This is a genomic window from Streptomyces sp. NPDC051738, from assembly GCF_044453205.1.
Lineage (GTDB): Bacteria > Actinomycetota > Actinomycetes > Streptomycetales > Streptomycetaceae > Streptomyces.
On sequence record NZ_JBITCM010000024.1, the window covers coordinates 1 to 14,680 of the forward strand.

The 14,680-nt window shown below is 69.4% G+C and carries 13 protein-coding genes and 1 pseudogene; 4 read left to right on the top strand and 10 right to left on the bottom strand.

Annotated elements, in window-relative coordinates; translation table 11 throughout:
• Positions 1–131 precede the first annotated feature (131 nt).
• Positions 132–338: pseudogene (locus ACIA8X_RS39170) on the bottom strand (transposase); the annotation flags it as partial.
• A 785-nt stretch (positions 339–1,123) separates the two neighbouring features.
• The gene (locus tag ACIA8X_RS39175) at positions 1,124–1,696 is read right to left on the bottom strand and encodes an alpha-L-fucosidase (RefSeq protein WP_399460309.1); all 573 of its coding nucleotides are present in this window, start codon (positions 1,694–1,696) and stop codon (positions 1,124–1,126) included.
• A gap of 298 nt (positions 1,697–1,994) precedes the next feature.
• Here ACIA8X_RS39175 and ACIA8X_RS39180 point away from each other — a divergent pair, with 298 nt between their 5' ends.
• Both ACIA8X_RS39180 and ACIA8X_RS39185 read left to right on the top strand, forming a co-directional pair.
• A complete protein-coding gene (locus tag ACIA8X_RS39180; protein WP_393462035.1) occupies positions 1,995–2,372 on the top strand; it encodes a zinc-binding dehydrogenase in 378 nt (125 codons plus the stop codon).
• A gap of 226 nt (positions 2,373–2,598) precedes the next feature.
• Positions 2,599–2,931, top strand: coding sequence for a putative quinol monooxygenase (locus tag ACIA8X_RS39185; RefSeq protein WP_393461941.1), 333 nt, complete (start codon positions 2,599–2,601; stop codon positions 2,929–2,931).
• 113 nt (positions 2,932–3,044) lie between these two features.
• On the opposite strand, the gene ACIA8X_RS39190 is transcribed toward ACIA8X_RS39185, so the two are convergent.
• The 7 genes from ACIA8X_RS39190 to ACIA8X_RS39220 all read right to left on the bottom strand — a co-directional run bounded on the left by ACIA8X_RS39190 (position 3,045) and on the right by ACIA8X_RS39220 (position 11,936).
• Entirely contained in the window at positions 3,045–4,088 is a 1,044-nt protein-coding gene (locus ACIA8X_RS39190) for a catalase family protein (protein WP_393462037.1), read from the bottom strand.
• A 217-nt stretch (positions 4,089–4,305) separates the two neighbouring features.
• Positions 4,306–6,726: a SpoIIE family protein phosphatase gene (locus ACIA8X_RS39195; protein ID WP_399460310.1), complete on the bottom strand. Its 2,421-nt coding sequence runs from the start codon at positions 6,724–6,726 to the stop codon at positions 4,306–4,308.
• 363 nt (positions 6,727–7,089) lie between these two features.
• Entirely contained in the window at positions 7,090–8,361 is a 1,272-nt protein-coding gene (locus ACIA8X_RS39200) for an ABC transporter substrate-binding protein (protein WP_393461945.1), read from the bottom strand.
• 11 nt (positions 8,362–8,372) lie between these two features.
• Positions 8,373–9,485: a branched-chain amino acid ABC transporter permease gene (locus ACIA8X_RS39205; protein ID WP_399460311.1), complete on the bottom strand. Its 1,113-nt coding sequence runs from the start codon at positions 9,483–9,485 to the stop codon at positions 8,373–8,375.
• Positions 9,482–10,363, bottom strand: coding sequence for a branched-chain amino acid ABC transporter permease (locus tag ACIA8X_RS39210; RefSeq protein ID WP_393461949.1), 882 nt, complete (start codon positions 10,361–10,363; stop codon positions 9,482–9,484). Before ACIA8X_RS39210 ends, ACIA8X_RS39205 begins: the two co-directional genes overlap by 4 nt.
• Before the next feature lie 5 nt (positions 10,364–10,368).
• Positions 10,369–11,181: an ABC transporter ATP-binding protein gene (locus ACIA8X_RS39215; RefSeq protein ID WP_399460312.1), complete on the bottom strand. Its 813-nt coding sequence runs from the start codon at positions 11,179–11,181 to the stop codon at positions 10,369–10,371.
• Positions 11,178–11,936, bottom strand: coding sequence for an ABC transporter ATP-binding protein (locus ACIA8X_RS39220; protein WP_399460314.1), 759 nt, complete (start codon positions 11,934–11,936; stop codon positions 11,178–11,180). The genes ACIA8X_RS39215 and ACIA8X_RS39220 overlap by 4 nt, the downstream gene beginning before the upstream one ends.
• A gap of 188 nt (positions 11,937–12,124) precedes the next feature.
• Here ACIA8X_RS39220 and ACIA8X_RS39225 point away from each other — a divergent pair, with 188 nt between their 5' ends.
• Positions 12,125–13,420 (top strand): PucR family transcriptional regulator, encoded by a 1,296-nt coding sequence (locus ACIA8X_RS39225; protein ID WP_399460315.1) that lies wholly within the window; start codon positions 12,125–12,127, stop codon positions 13,418–13,420.
• Complete coding sequence (locus tag ACIA8X_RS39230; RefSeq protein ID WP_399460316.1) at positions 13,417–14,082, top strand: TetR/AcrR family transcriptional regulator; 666 nt, start codon at positions 13,417–13,419, stop codon at positions 14,080–14,082. The genes ACIA8X_RS39225 and ACIA8X_RS39230 overlap by 4 nt, the downstream gene beginning before the upstream one ends.
• A 61-nt stretch (positions 14,083–14,143) precedes the next feature.
• Here ACIA8X_RS39230 and ACIA8X_RS39235 read toward each other — a convergent pair whose 3' ends face one another.
• Positions 14,144–14,611 carry a MarR family winged helix-turn-helix transcriptional regulator gene (locus ACIA8X_RS39235; protein ID WP_393461959.1) on the bottom strand — a complete coding sequence of 156 codons (468 nt, stop codon included), beginning with the start codon at positions 14,609–14,611 and terminating at the stop codon, positions 14,144–14,146.
• Positions 14,612–14,680 lie beyond the last annotated feature (69 nt).

Below are 14,680 nucleotides of genomic sequence, written 5' to 3' on the forward strand. Positions count from 1 at the left end.
AATAATCCACGTCGCGATGATCGACCTCATAAGCCGCAGGCTCACCCGCGAATCCACCCCGAACTGGCGCGACACCTGAATCTCGAACCAAACAACCTCGCCGGGACAAAACGCTCTTTAAGAGGCCCATTTCAGTTGGTGAGTCTGCGGCGGCATATGAGGGCGGCGACGATGGCGGTGAAGGCGAGGAAGTGTTCGGACTTGCGTTCGCAGCGGCGGTGGAGTCGACGGCAGCCGGACAGCCAGGACGGGGTTCGTTCCACGACCCAGCGGTGCCGTCCCAGTCGTTGGGAGGACTCGAGTCCCTTGCGGGCGATGCGGCGCCGGATGCTTTGGCCCACACCCGGGCCTCGGTCCACTCGGTGAACCAAACCAGCACGGGAGTCAGCACGGCGCCGTCAAGTCATCCCCAACTGCGCCTCTCGGACAGCGGTCGCTTCGGCCTTTCGCGGGCCTCTGAACCACCGCTCCACAAGGAGGCATGGAGCCCGTACGCATACCCAGACCCAGAACTATGTTGCCCCACCACATGTGCGCCTGACCTGCGCCTTTCTACCGTCTGCCGGTACCTGCCCGTCCCCACCGCACACGAGGAAGTGGCGCACATGGCCTCCGGAACCACCGCTCCCCCACCACCCGCGAACCTCCGTCGCATCGTCGCCGCCAGCCTCATCGGCACCACCATCGAGTGGTACGACAACTCATTCGATCGGGGCTAGGATCTGCGGTTTTCCATGATTCCGGCTGCCGAAGTCAGCACGGAACCAGCACGAGAGTGGTGGCGCAGGGCACGAACGCCTGGATGCGTCGGCGGCGAGCCCCAAGCGATGGCTGCGCGAACCACCAGGCCCTCGGAATGCAACCGCGAGCGGGGAGCACGCCAACATCCGCAAGACGGGTGTCGAACTGGCGAGAAGCCCCCCGCCGGCGGGGAACCCGCTCGGCAGCCGACGGTGGAGGCGGTGCTCGCGATTCTGAAGGGGCGTAATGATCACCCCGCGCGGGTGCCCGCGCGGGGACGCTCAGTCGCTCCACTCCACCTTGAAGACCCACACGTGCTCCCCCGCCGCCCGAGCGGCCACCGGCACGTCGATGACCAGTGCTCCACCTCGCACGGCCCAGGTCAGCGGCCGTCGTGGCCGAGCAGCGTCATCTTGTCACCGCTGCGGATGGGCACCGGCGCCTCGACGGTCAGGCGGCTTCCCGGCTCGGCCAGGGAGTGGATGTAGAACGCCTTGCCCTGCCGCACCGTGAAACGAAGGTCCTGGCCGACCTGCGCCATGCGGGACCAGTAGGTGGTGTCGTAGATCGCCTCGCCGTTGACCTTGAGCCAGCGGCCGGTCTCACGCAGCCGCGTCTGCATGATCTCGGGGATGGTGCCGTCGGCACGCGGGCCGACGTCGAGGAGCAGGTTGCCGTTCTTGGAGACGATGTCGACGAGATTGTGCACCAGGTTGTGCCCGGGCCCCATCTTCACCGAGTTCCGTTCGGAGAGCTTGGTGTCCCACAGCGCGAAGCCCTCGTGGAGTTTCAAGGTCAGGACGTGGTGCTGCGCGCCCGCGTCCCGGAACACCTCCACCCACGCCCGCGGATCGAACCGTTCGGCCCGGAACATGGGGATGAAGTCGTCGTAGGCGAAGTCCTCGCCGTACGTCTGTGCGTGATAGGCGTACACGGCGTTGTTCCGGTCCTGCATGTGGTTCCAATGCCACTCGGCATACTTGGCTCCGTCCCCGCGTTGACGAGCGTCGCCTCCACGCTCTGGGCGCCGCCGGGATCCAGCAGCGAGGCCGTGGAGCGGGCATGACGTAGCGTCAGGGTCGTGCCTTGGGCGGCCGGTTGGACAGCGAGCGCGAACACGTGGAGAGAGGCCGTGTTCGGCTCGGGCCGGTGCGTGGTAGGCAGCGTGACCGCGACGGCCTCGCGCCTGGCATCGCACCACACTTCCGCCGACCCGATGCCGACGCGGTGCTCGTCCTCGTGCGCGGGCGGCCATACGGGCCATGACCGGCGGACGCGGGCCGGACGCCGTCGTGGAGGCCGTGGGCTCCGACACCACCATCGAACTCGCCCTCAAGGCCGTCCGACAGGCCGGCCGGGTGAGTGTCATCGGGGTCAGCCAGAACAAGGCATTCCCCTTCCACATGGGACTGGCCCAGATCAAGGAACTGGAGTTCGCCATCGGCCTGTGCTCGGTGCACTACGAACTCCCTCCCCTGATCGCCCTCACCCGTGCCGGCCGGATCAAGCCCGAGGTCGCGGTCTCCCACCGCTACGCCCTCTCCGAAGGCCCAGCGGCGTACGAACTGTTCGCAGGCCGCTCCGACGGCGTCCGCAAGACCCTCCATAAAGGCACTTCCTGGCGCGGGTGAACTGCCCATGCGCGGCTGACGTCGTACGATCCTGTCGCCACGCATCACTGGTAGCTGGGTATGAGCCGGCGACTGCTCGTTCGGCGGACCGGCATCGCCGGCACTCCATTGCCGGCCCGTTCGAACCGCACCCCGGGCATACCGGCCGGGCCGCGCATGCCGGCCTCCGTCATCTACTGCCGGACGGCAACCGAGACGACGTACGTCCGAGGAGGCAGGAAGGCTGATGATCTTCATCACCGCAAAGTTCCGAGTCCGTCCCGAGCATGCCGATCGGTGGCCGGACATCACCGCCGACTTCACCGAAGCCACGCGCCGGGAGCCCGGCTGCCTCTGGTTCGAGTGGTCGCGAAGCGTGACGGACCCCACGGAGTACGTCCTGGTCGAGGCCTTCCGCGATGACGAAGCAGGCGCTGCTCACGTGCAGTCGGCGCACTTCAGGGCCGCGCAGCAGACGTTGCCGCCCCATCTGATCGAGACACCCCGCATCGTGAACGCGAACATTCCGCAGGACGACTGGGCGCTGCTGGGCGAGATGGCCGTTCCCGAGCAGGGGTAGGGCGGGTTCCGCCCTATTGACTGGCGGTCAGATCCGGCGGGTGCATGGTGGTGTGACGGAGCCGTTCGGTCCGAGTGCGGTCGGCGCAGGCTGCGGAACGCGGCTCGGCCGGCTCAACCGAGCAGTTGCGCGCTGCTCACCGGTTCGCGCCGCTGTTGTCCATTGACGCGGTGCCGCTCGATGGACGAGCGCCGGTACACCTCCTGCCGCACCCGCTGGATCTCGCCGATGGGCCGGTGCTCCTCTCGGGAGCGCCACGGTGTGATCGACGTGGCGTCGGCGGCCGCCACGTTGTCCTCCCCGCCGATGTCCTGACCCGGGAGGTCCACACGGGCGACGGTCACCCAGGGGGACAACTCTTCGGGCCACTTCACGGAGGTGTTGTCCACCGGCATGCGAGCCAGATCGGTGTTGAGCTGCACCTGGAGCTCGAAGGAATGGTCGCGCTCCGCGGCCTCGGCAACCAGCGTGCGGCGGAACGCCTCGTTGTCCGCGCGCACGTCCACGATCTGGTGTGTGAGGGCGGCCAGGGACTCGGCCGTCGGCACGGTGCGGATCTTGGCGATGTGGTCGCCGTATCGGAAGGCACCCATGCTGTTGTAGGTGTACGACAGCAGGTTCCTGCGCGGGACGGTGGTGAACGAGAGCATGGCGAACAGTTCGTCCCACAGCCAGCCGTCGGGATCGGTGAGCGTGCCCCGGCGGGTCAGGAACTCGGCCATCCAGGTCTTGCGGCGGGCGGGGTTCGCCAGGCCTTCGGGCAGCTCCGCGAACAACTCCTCGATGACCATGTAGTCGTAGGCGGTGTTCGCGAAGAAGACGTCATTGTTGATCAGGTTGAGGTCGAAGGTACCGGTGTCCGGTTCATCGGCCAGCAGTGACCGGCCAGGAACCCCGAACAGCTTGATGCCCATCCCGCAAGCCGCGCCCAGCTGGTGGTCGGGACGCTGGTGGCCCAGACCGTTGGAGTAGCGGACGACGGCGTCGTACACGGTGGGCCGGGCGAAGATGCCCTGCGCGTGGAAGCCGAGGTTGTCACCGATCGTGACGGTGGCCTTGAGGAGGCCGTACGTCTTTCCGTGGGCGGTACGGACGGCGCGGCCGACGGCCTCGCGCTCGACCGAAGCGCCGGTGCGCTGCGCCACCTGTGCGACCACTGCGTCCAACTCTGCTTGATATGCCGGACGTTCGGCGGGGCGGTAATCCTCATAGCGGACGGGATCCATGGTGCTGCCTCCCTGTGACAGTGCCGTTGACTCCCAAAACCTAGCCAGCAATTAAATTGTGCACAACATAACGTGCTGTGATGAATCACACGCCGATGAGGGGAACCTCGTCCGGGGCACCGCACTGGAGCCCTGTGCTCGAGACCGGTCAGGCGGACGTGCCGGTCAGCGATTGTTCGGTCCACACGGTCTTGCCCTCGCGGGTGTAGCGGGTACCCCAGCGTTCGGTCATCTGAGCCACCAGGAACAGGCCGCGCCCGCCCTCGTCGGTCGTCCGGGCGCGGCGCAGGTGCGGTGAGGTGTGGCTGGTGTCGCTGACCTCGCACACCAGACACCGTTCACGGATCAGCCGTAGGGTCGCAGGACCGCCGGCGTAGCGGTAGACGTTGGTGACCAGTTCGCTGGCGATCAACTCGGTGGTGAACGCCAGGTGCTCCAGACCCCATTCGGTCAGCTTGGCCGAGGTCAATGCCCTGGCCCGGGCGGCGCTGGCAGGCTCCGGCGGTAGCTGCCAGGAGGCGACATTCTCCGGTGGCAGCATGCGGGTGCGAGCGATCAGCAATACGACGTCGTCACTGGGGAGCGAGGGGACCAGCGCGTCGACCACTGCTTGGCATGTCCGTTCCAGCGTGCCCGCAGGGCGGGTGAGCGCTGCACACAGCTTCGTCAGGGCGACGTCGGCATCGATGTGACGTTCACCGATGATTCCGTTGGTGTAAAGGCACAGCAGACTTCCCTCTGCCAGTTCGATGTCCCGGGCCTCGAACGGCAGGCCGCCCAGGCCGAGCGGTGGTCCGGCGGGCAGGTCGAGCAGAGCCACCTGTCCGTCCGGAGCGGTCACCACCGGCGGTGGATGACCGGCGCGGGCCACGGAGCAGCGTCCGGAGACCGGGTCGTACACGGCGTACAGGCACGTGGCGCCGACGACCTGCTCACCCACGGGCCGTTCGCCGACCGCTTCCTGTTCGGCCGCCAGCAGGTTGACCAGGTCGTCAAGGCGGGAGAGGAGCTCGTCCGGTTCCAGGTCGAGGCTGGCGAGCGTATGGACGGCGGTGCGCAGCCGGCCCATGGTGGCGGCAGCATGGATGCCTCGCCCGACCACGTCGCCGACGACGAGGGCGACCCGGGCCCCGGACAGGGGAATGACGTCGAACCAGTCGCCGCCCAGGCCCGGGCCCGCGCTGGCCGGCAGGTAGCGCAGGGCCACCTCGACGGCCGACTGATTTGGAATCGCCCGGGGCAGAAGGCTGCTCTGCAAGGTGAACGCGGTCTGCTGCTGCTGCGTGAAGCGCCGGGCGTTGTCGATGGCGACGGCGGCGCGCGAGGCGAGTTCCTGAGCGAGGGTGAGATCGTCCGCCTCGAAGGCATCGGGGCGGCGGGAACGCCACAAGGTCATGACGCCGAGCACCAGGCCACGCGCGGCAAGAGGTACCACGATCAGCGAGTGGGCGCTCAGGTCCGGAGCGTGGGCCCCCTGCAGGCCTTCCGCCGAGAACCAGTCGGGCGGGAGAACCGGTTCCAGGACGGGCCTTCCCTCGGCCAGGCATCCGGCCTGCGGTGTGTCCGGCCCGAACTCCACAGGCTCGCCCTCGGGGTGGGGCGGGCCGGGTTGCTGGGCACCGACGCTACAGGTCCCCAGTCGGACCACAGGCCCGGCCAGCGCGCGCGTCGGTTCCTCACCGCGCGTCACCGGCTGAAGCAGGTCCACGGACGCATGGTCGGCGAGGTGAGGCACCATCACCTCGGCGAGTTCCCGGGCGGTCTCCGCCACGTCGAGGGTGGTTCCGATGCGGCTGCCGACCTGGTCGAGGAGCGCGAGCCGACGCTGGGCCCGATGGCGTTCGGTGATGTCCTCGATCAACTCGGCCACACCCAGGACGCGGCCGGAGGGATCCTCCATCCGGAAGGACGAGACCAACGCGACCCGCTCTCGTGCCGGATCCTGCTCCAGGCGAACGAACTGCTCGGAGTAGACCAGGGGTCTTCCGGTCTGCATCACCTGGCGCACACGGTCCACAGCCTTGCGCGCGTCGTCGGGGAGGAGCATCCGGCCGGTGGGCAGCCCCCGAAAGTCTGCTGCCGGGACGTCGCTGAACCGTTCGATGGCCCGGTTGACCCGGAGAATCCTCAGATCGGGGCCGTGGACGACCAAGCCGATCGGGCACTGGCGGTACAACCCGTCGAGAACCGCGCGGTCCCTCTGCCATTCCAGGACGTCAACCGCGAGTGCCCCCGCAAGGAACCACTCACGGACCCGGCCATCGCGTGACAGCTCCTGGGCCCTGAGCCCCAGCTCCACGAGCCGCCCGTCGCGGTGCCGCACTGTGAGGACACCGAACCAGCCGTCGGCTCTCCTGCAGTTCGCCGCGGCCTGAGTGACGGCCGGCAGATCACGAGGGTCGACAAGGACCTCGACCGCCGGACGACCGATCACGGCTGTGTCCGGATAGCCGAGCAGTTCCTGAGCCCGCCGGTTCCATCCGACCACGACTCCCCGGTCGTCGAGCACCGCCAACGCGGGGAGGTGCAGGGCGAACGGATCGTCGTGGCCTTCGCTGAGCTCCGTCATCCGCTTCTCCACCGCTGGACACCACCGTGTACTCGGTCGCCGATGTTCTGCCGCGTGCCCTGACGGCGGCCGGTGACCGGCATGACGGCGTCTGCGGCGGTGGCTCGGCGTTCTCGAATGCACGCTGACCTGCTGACCTCCTGACCATGTAAGCCTATTGAAACCCGGCGGAGGCCGCGGCCTTGCCCGCCGCGTGGCGCGGCGTGGCGGGCATCAGGGATTACGGCAGATGCTGACATGAACGTGCGCGCTGCGGGCGACTTCGCGGATACGAAGGAGCGGTGTGCCGCGGCCAGATCCGTCGGCAGGTCGGCGAGGGCGGCCCCAGGGGTCAGGGCATCGACCGGGGCCGCCCCCGCCGGCTCACTTCGCCAGCGGGCCGAACTCCTTGCGGGTGTCCACCGGCTCACCGAACAGCTGCCACCGCTCGCCCTCGAACCGCATCAGCTGCATCGTCTCGATCGGGAAGGCGTCATCGGGCCCGGTGGAGAGGGTGACGCCGGGCAGCAGCATGTCCACCTTGACGTCCTTGAGGTTGCGCACCGCGTCCCGCATCCCCTCCCTGGTCGGACACTTCATCGCGTCCAGAGCCTTGTGCAAGCTGGAGGCGGCGGCCCAGCCGTAGGCGTTGAACTGGTTGGCCGGGTCGGAGTCGGGCGCGTACTTGCGCAGCGCGTCCTGGTACGTCTTCATCTCCGCGTCGTCGGCCCACTGCGGGTCGGCGGGGTCCTTGAAGTAGGTCGCCGAGACCACGCCCTGGACGTTCTTGAACCCGACGGGCTTGAGCACGGTGGCCGACGAGGACACGTTGTTCACGATGTGCAGCGGGTTCCACTTGGTGTTCTTGGCATCCGCGGCGAGGGCCTGGCTGCCGAACTTCGGTGTGGTGACGTTGAGCAGCACATCCGCCTTGGACCGGGCGAGGCTTGTCATCTGTGCGGAGACGGACGGGTCGGTGACCTCGTAGCTCTCCTCAGCGACCACCTTGATGCCGCTGCCGGCGAGTGCCGCCTCGAACCCGCCGAGCAGATCCTTGCCGAAGTCGTCGTTCTGATAGAGGACGGCGACCTTGGCCTTCGGCTTCTCCTCCTTGAGGTATTTGGCGTACACCCGCGCCTCGGCGACGTAGTTGGGCTGCCAGCCGGTGGTCCACGGGTGGTCGCCGTCCGCACCCCAGACGGAGGCGCCGGTGGCAACGAAAGGCTGCGGCACCTTCCGCTTGTTGAGGTAGTCCCAAACGGCGGCTGTGGACGGGGTGCCCAGAGTCTGGAAGACGGCGAAGACCTTCTCCTGCTCGACGAGTCTGCGGGCTTCCTCGACCGCCTTGGGCGGCTGGTAGCCGTCGTCGCGGACGGTGAACTCCACCGTGCGGCCGTCTATGCCGCCCTTGTCGTTGACGTGCTTGAAGTAGGCGCTCACGCCCTTGCTGATCGTGCCGTACGCGGAGGCCGGTCCCGACAGTGGGTAGATGCCGCCCAGCTTGATGGTCTTGTCGGTGATGCCGGTGGTCTGCTGGCCCTGGCACGCGCCGTCGGCGGCGGCGTCCTTGTCGTCCTGCCCGCGCTGGCTGGTGCAGGCGGTGGCGAGGAGCAGGGCGGCGGACGCGGCCGCGGCCGCCCGCAGAGTGGTCGTCATGCGCATGTGATTCATTCCTTTTCCGTGCGGGGCGGTGCGCCCACGGGTTCGGCATCGACAGGTGCGGGGTCCGCCGGAGTGGGGGGCGCGGAGGGTTCGGGGTCGGGCGTCCGGTCGTCGGCGGCGGGGGTGGTGGTGCGGGTGAGGCGGCCGGCGGCGGCGCCCCGGACCCGGCCCGCCAGACCGGCCAGCCCCGTCGGCGCCACGAACATCACCGCGATGATCAGCAGGCCGAACACCACGCCGGGTGCCGCCTCGCTGATGTCCTGGGCCACGTTCGGCACGTACATCACGAAGGCCGCGCCCAGCAGCGGTCCGTACAGTGAGGCGAGCCCTCCGACCACCAGGCCGGCCAGCAGCGTGATGGACAGCACGAAGCTGAACGAGTCGGGCGAGACGAAGCCGATCACCCAGGTGTAGACGCATCCGGAGACACCCGCGAACATCGCGCTCCACGCGAAGGCGAGGGTCTTGTGGAGCGACAGCCGAACGCCCATGACCTCCGCGGCGCTCTCGTTGTCCCGCACCGCGAGCAGTGCCCGACCGACCCGGGACCGCAGCAGGTTGCGGGCGAGCAGCAGAGCCACCGCGGTGACGGCGAGGACGACGAAGTACGTCCACTGGTCCTCGGCCAGCCCGCTCCACGCGGGTGGTTCCAGCTTGTCCACGGTCAGGCCCATGGAGCCGCCCGTCACCGGTTCGAGCCGCTTGAGCAGCGGTGGCAGGAACACCGCGAAGGCGAGCGTGACCAGGGCCAGGTACAGCCCGCGCAGCCGCAGGGCGGGCACGCCGAAACCGAGGCCGAGCAGGAAGCAACCGACGGCGGCGACCGGCAGCGTGGCCAAGTGGCCGGTGTCGTAGCGGTCGAGCATGACCGCTGCCGTGTAGGCCCCTGCCGCGAAGAACGCGCCGTGCCCGAGGGAGATCTGCCCGCCGAATCCGACCAGCAGGTTCAGGCCGGCCAGCGCCACGGCGTACAGCAGCACCATGGTCAGCTGGAAGACCTGGAAGGGGGCGAAGTAGAACGGTGCGCCGACGGCGACGCCCGCGGCGAGCAGCGCGGTGAGCGCGGCCCGCAGGCGGCGGGCGCGGTCGGTGCCCAGTGGTGCGGTGATCGTGCTCATGCGCGCTCCACCGCCGCCCGTCCGAAGAGGCCCTGGGGCCGCACCAGCAGCACCGCCAGGATGATCAGCAGGGGTACGCCCACCTTCAGATCGGCACCGATCACGTCCACGTACGCCCCGGCCAGCGTCTCGGCCACGCCCACGACCAGGCCGCCGACGACCGCACCGACCGGGCTGTCGAAGCCACCGAGGGTGGCTGCGGCGAACGCGTAGATCAGCACCCCGCCCATCATGTTGGGCTCGAGGAACAGCAGCGGGGCGACGAGCACGCCCGACACCGCACCGACTGTCGCGGCCAGCCCCCAGCCGAGCATCAGCACGCGGCCCACTCGGATGCCCGACAGCCGGGCGGAGGCAGGGTTGCAGGCGACCGCCCGCATCACCAGGCCGATGGAGGTGTGCTGGAACAGCAGGTACAGCAGGCCCATCACGACGGCCACCACCGCGATGATCCCGAGGCTCGACCAGTCCACACGCACCCCGGCCAGGTCGATCCCGCCGTCGGGGAACGGCTGCGGGAAGTCCTTCACGGTGAACGACCAGATCAGACCGGCCATCGCGTTGACGAAGATGAACAGACCGACCGTGACGATGACCATCGTCAGCTCGGGCGCGTTCTGCACCGGGCGGATGACGATCCGTTCGACCAGCATGCCGCCGGCGAAGGACACCGCCAGGGTCACCGGCAGCGCCAGCCAGAACGACATCCCGGACGCCACGAGTTGCCACGCCACGTAGGTGGAGATCATGGCGAGCTCACCCTGAGCGAAGTTGACGATCCCGGTGAACCGGTGGATCAGCACCAGGGCCAGCGCCAGGCTGGCATAGACCGCGCCGGAGCCGACCCCTTCCACCACTTGCTGGAGCAGTTCGGTCACCGCCCTCACCCGCCCTTTCCGGACCGGACGGAGACACCGAGGTACACCTCGGCGACCTGCCCGTCCTCGCGGATCTCCTGGGACGGCCCGGACAGCACCAGGCGGCCGGCCTCCAGTACGTGGGCCCGGTGCGCCACATCCAGCGCGAGTTGGGCGTTCTGCTCGACGACGACCACGGTGGTGCGTTCCTCCTCGTTGACGGCACGGACGATCTCGAACAGCTCGCGGGTGACCAGCGGCGCGAGGCCCAGCGACGGCTCGTCCAGGAGCAGCAGCGAGGGCCGCAGCATCAGCGCCCTGCCGATGGCGAGCATCTGCTGTTCGCCGCCGCTGAGGCTGCCGGCGGCCTGGTGGGACCGCTGGCGGAGCTTGGGGAAGTAGCCGTAGATGCGCTCCAGGTCGGCCGCGACGGCCGCGCGCTCGGCGCGGCCGTCGCGCCGCCACCGGCCGGTGCGCAGGTGGGCGCCGATGCGCAGGTTCTCCTCGACGGTCAGGTCGTTGAAGGTGCCCCGGCCCTCGGGTACGTGTGCCACGCCGAGACGCGCGGTCTGCTCGGGCGAGCGACCCAGCAGCTCCGTACCGTTCAGCGTCACCGAGCCGCGTCCGCGGACCATGCCGCACAGGGCCCGCAGAGTGGTTGTCTTGCCCGCGCCGTTGGGCCCGAGGATCGCGCACACCTCGCCGTGTGCGACGGTGAAGTCGAGCCCCTGGAGCACGCGGGCCTGGCCGTATCCGGCATGCAGGCCGGCGACTTTCAGGAAGTCCGGCTCCTCATTCGCCTGCCCGGCCTCGGTGCTGTCGGTGGTGGGTTCCGTCATGCCGCCACCCCCAGGTACGCCTCGATGACCGCAGGGTTGCGCTGGATCTCCTCCGGCGAGCCTTCGGCGATCTTGCGTCCGAAGTCGAGGCACACGACCTTGTCGCACAGGCCCATCACGAACCCCATGTGGTGTTCGACCACCACGAGCGTCAGGTCGAAGTCCTCGCGCACCGACCGGACCAGATCCGCGAATTGGCCGACCTCGCCGTGGCTGAGCCCGTTGACGGGTTCGTCGAGCAACAGCAGCCGGGGCCGTACCGCGAGCGCCCGGGCGAGTTCGACGCGCTTGAGCGTGCCGAACGGCAGCCCGGAGGCGGGGTGGTCGGCGACATCCGACAGGCCGAGACGCCGTAGCAAGTCGTCCGCCTGGTCACGTAGTTCCCTCTCCTCCCGCCGGACGCGGGGCAGCCGGAGCGCCGCGGCGAGGTGTCCCGTATGCCCCCGGCTGTGGGCGCCGACCATGACGTTCTCCCGGACCGTGAGCCGTGGGAACAGACCCAGGTTCTGGAAGGTGCGGGCTATGCCGCGTCCGGCCACGGAGTGCGGTGGGAGGGCGAGCAGGTCCTCGTCCTCGAACCGGAGCGTCCCCGCATCAGGGGTGCAGCGCCTGGTGAGGCAGTTGAACAAGGTGGTCTTGCCGGCTCCGTTCGGTCCGATGAGCCCCACGGCGGTGCCCGGCTCGACGGTGAACGCGACACCGTCCAGTGCCGTGATCCCGCCGAAGCGCACGCTGATACCGTCGACCGCGAGCATGAGTGACGCCCCTTCCGAGGTGCTGGGGGGTGGGCGAGCGTCACAGTAGGTGGGGGCCTTCCGAGCGCACATTGGGTGCGAGCACCCAACTTCGCGGCCATCGACTTGTGCGCCACGCCCAACGCCCCCGGCATCTCGCCCGCCGAGCCTGTTGACGGGACACGAGGAGGCCAGCGACGATCGGCGCCATGTCTCGCGGACCCGCCCTGGGCGCCCCCGCACTCTCCGAACCCCTCAGCCGGGAGCGGCACCGGATCCTGCACACCGTCCACGACCGGCTCGATGACGTGGCGAAGACCGCCGTCGCGGTGATGCGCACCGAGATCCCGTCGTACGCGCTCCAGGACGAGCGGTTCTTCGACGACGTACGGGACCAGGTCCTCACGCACTACCGGATGCAGCTGGCGGCGCTCGCCGGCGACCAGGACATCGCCCCCGAAGACCTCGTCTTCAGTCGCGCGGCAGCCATGCGCAGAGCACGCGCGGGTTTCGCCCTCGAGGACTGGATCAGTGCCTTCCGGGTGGGGCGGCAAGTGTTGTGGGACGAGTTGCTGGACTGCGCGGGCACGTCCGCCGAGGCGCAGCAGGCCGCGCTGTCCCTCGTCACACCGCTGATGCGGTACGTCGACTACGCCAGCACTCATGCCGCGCAGGCCTATGTCGAGTACGAGCAGCACGTGGTCGCCGACGCGGACCGGGAGCGCCGGGATCTCCTGGATCAACTCCTGGCCGGCGCGGCACCGACGCGCGGTCCGCTGCTCGCCGCGGCGCAGGCATACGGCATCGGACCGCACTCGCCGATGATGGCGGTCGTGGCGGTGTGCGTCGGCGACACCCGCACCGGCGACCTCACCTCGGCCGAGCAGGGCTACGCGACCAGCGCGTCCATCGGCGTCGCCGGGCCCTGGGCCGGCCGAACCCTGGTCGTCGTACGCCACGGCGAGGTGGTGGCCGTGCCCGTGGTCCGCACCGGCATGGACGCGGAGGACATCTGCGCCCACTTCGAGGCGGTACAGCGACGGCTCGCGCGAGAGGGGACCATGCTGTCCATGGGAATCAGCACAGTTGCCGAGGGCGCCGGCGAACTGCCGCGCGCCTACGAGGAGGCACGGGCCGCCCTCGACCTCGTGCCGAGCGGGGGCGGGGTGGCGGCACTGCCGCGCCTGTCCCCCTTCGACTACTTGGCACTGCGCGCCGACGACCTCGCCCGGCAGCTGGTCGATCCCCGCGTGCGTGCGCTGCTGGAGGAGGACCGCAGACGGGGCGACACACTGGCGGCCACCATACGGGCCTTCGCGGAGGCCGACCTCAACCTGCGGCTCGCCGCCGACCGGCTGCGGGTGCACCACAACACGGCGCACTACCGGTTGCGCCGGATCGAGGAACGCACCGGGCACAATCCGCGCCGGATCGCCGACCTCCTGGAACTGCTGGTCGCCCTCGCCATCCGCGACGGGGCCGGGGAAGGCGGGGATTGCCGGTGAGCGGCATCGTGGAGTCTGCCGGAACCGAGGCGCTACGTCAGCCGGCGGACGGGCAGGAGGGAATGGACCGGCCGGAGGCAGCCACCGGGGAGCACCGAACGGTCCGCAGTGCGCTTCTTGACGCCGCGCTGGAGGTGTTCACCGAGCGCGGTTACGCCGACGCCGGTCTCGCCGAGATCGCGGCGCGCTCCGGCATCCCGGTGGGCAGCCTTTTCCAGCACTACGGCGGAAAGCGAGGGCTTTACCTCGCCCTTTGGGAGGAGTTCCGGGAGGAACAGGAGCGCCGGACCGCGGCCACGCTGACCGCCGAGCGAGGTCGTGGCGTGGACGACCCCATCGCCCTCTTCGTGGCCGGGGCCAGGGCGTACCTGGAGGGTGCCTGGGACAACCGGCGGCTCGGCAGACTCATCGCCGAGGACGACGGCCCCGCGGGCTTCGACGCCCTGCGCCGCCAGTGGGACCGCGCGTGGGTACGGCGCAACGCCCGGCTCCTGGAGGTGGACGAGAAGCGACGTGCCGGCCGGGTTCGGGTGAGAGTGCTCACCACCGTGATCGGCGGGGCGGCACGCGAGCTGGGCGACTGCGGGGACGACACTGAGGTCCGGGAGATCGTGGACGAAGTGTGCGGCATCCTGATCCATCTGACGGCGCCGCCCGGCTGAAGCGCGCGGCGCATGTCCCGGTGGAGGGCCTCACGAGGAAGCCCATGCACCCCGGCCGCGATCAGCTTGTCTCCTCGGGGTGCAGGCGCCCCAGTAGCTCGTAGAGACTGCGACGACCCTCCTCGTCCAGACGCTCGAACGCTGCCGAGGTGGCCCGCATGTCGGCGCGGATGAGGCGGACTGCCTCTCTTCCCTCTTCGGTGGCGACCACGTTCTTGATCCGCCGGTCGGCCGCGTCGGCGTGCCTGGAGACCAGTCCACGCGCCTCCAGCCGGTCGACGAGTCCGGTGATGTTGGAGGCGTCGCACGCGAGCCGCCCTGCGAGGGCCCGCATGGGCAGCGGTTGTTGCCGCAGCAGGATGAGCATCTTGGCCTGCGTCATGGTGAGCCCGTGCATGGCGGCCGCCGCCGTCAGGTCCCGGTAGTAGCCGGCAGCAGCGCGTGCCAGGCGCTCCATGAGTGCGTCGTGGGCAGGGGCGCTGTCCGGCGCGGCGGAGCGGTCGGCGGGCGGGGCGGGGGTGTGGGCCATGCCTCAAGTGTAGGCGAACCTCAACGTTTGACGTTCTCAACCTTTGAGGTTTACCGTCTCTGTCATTGC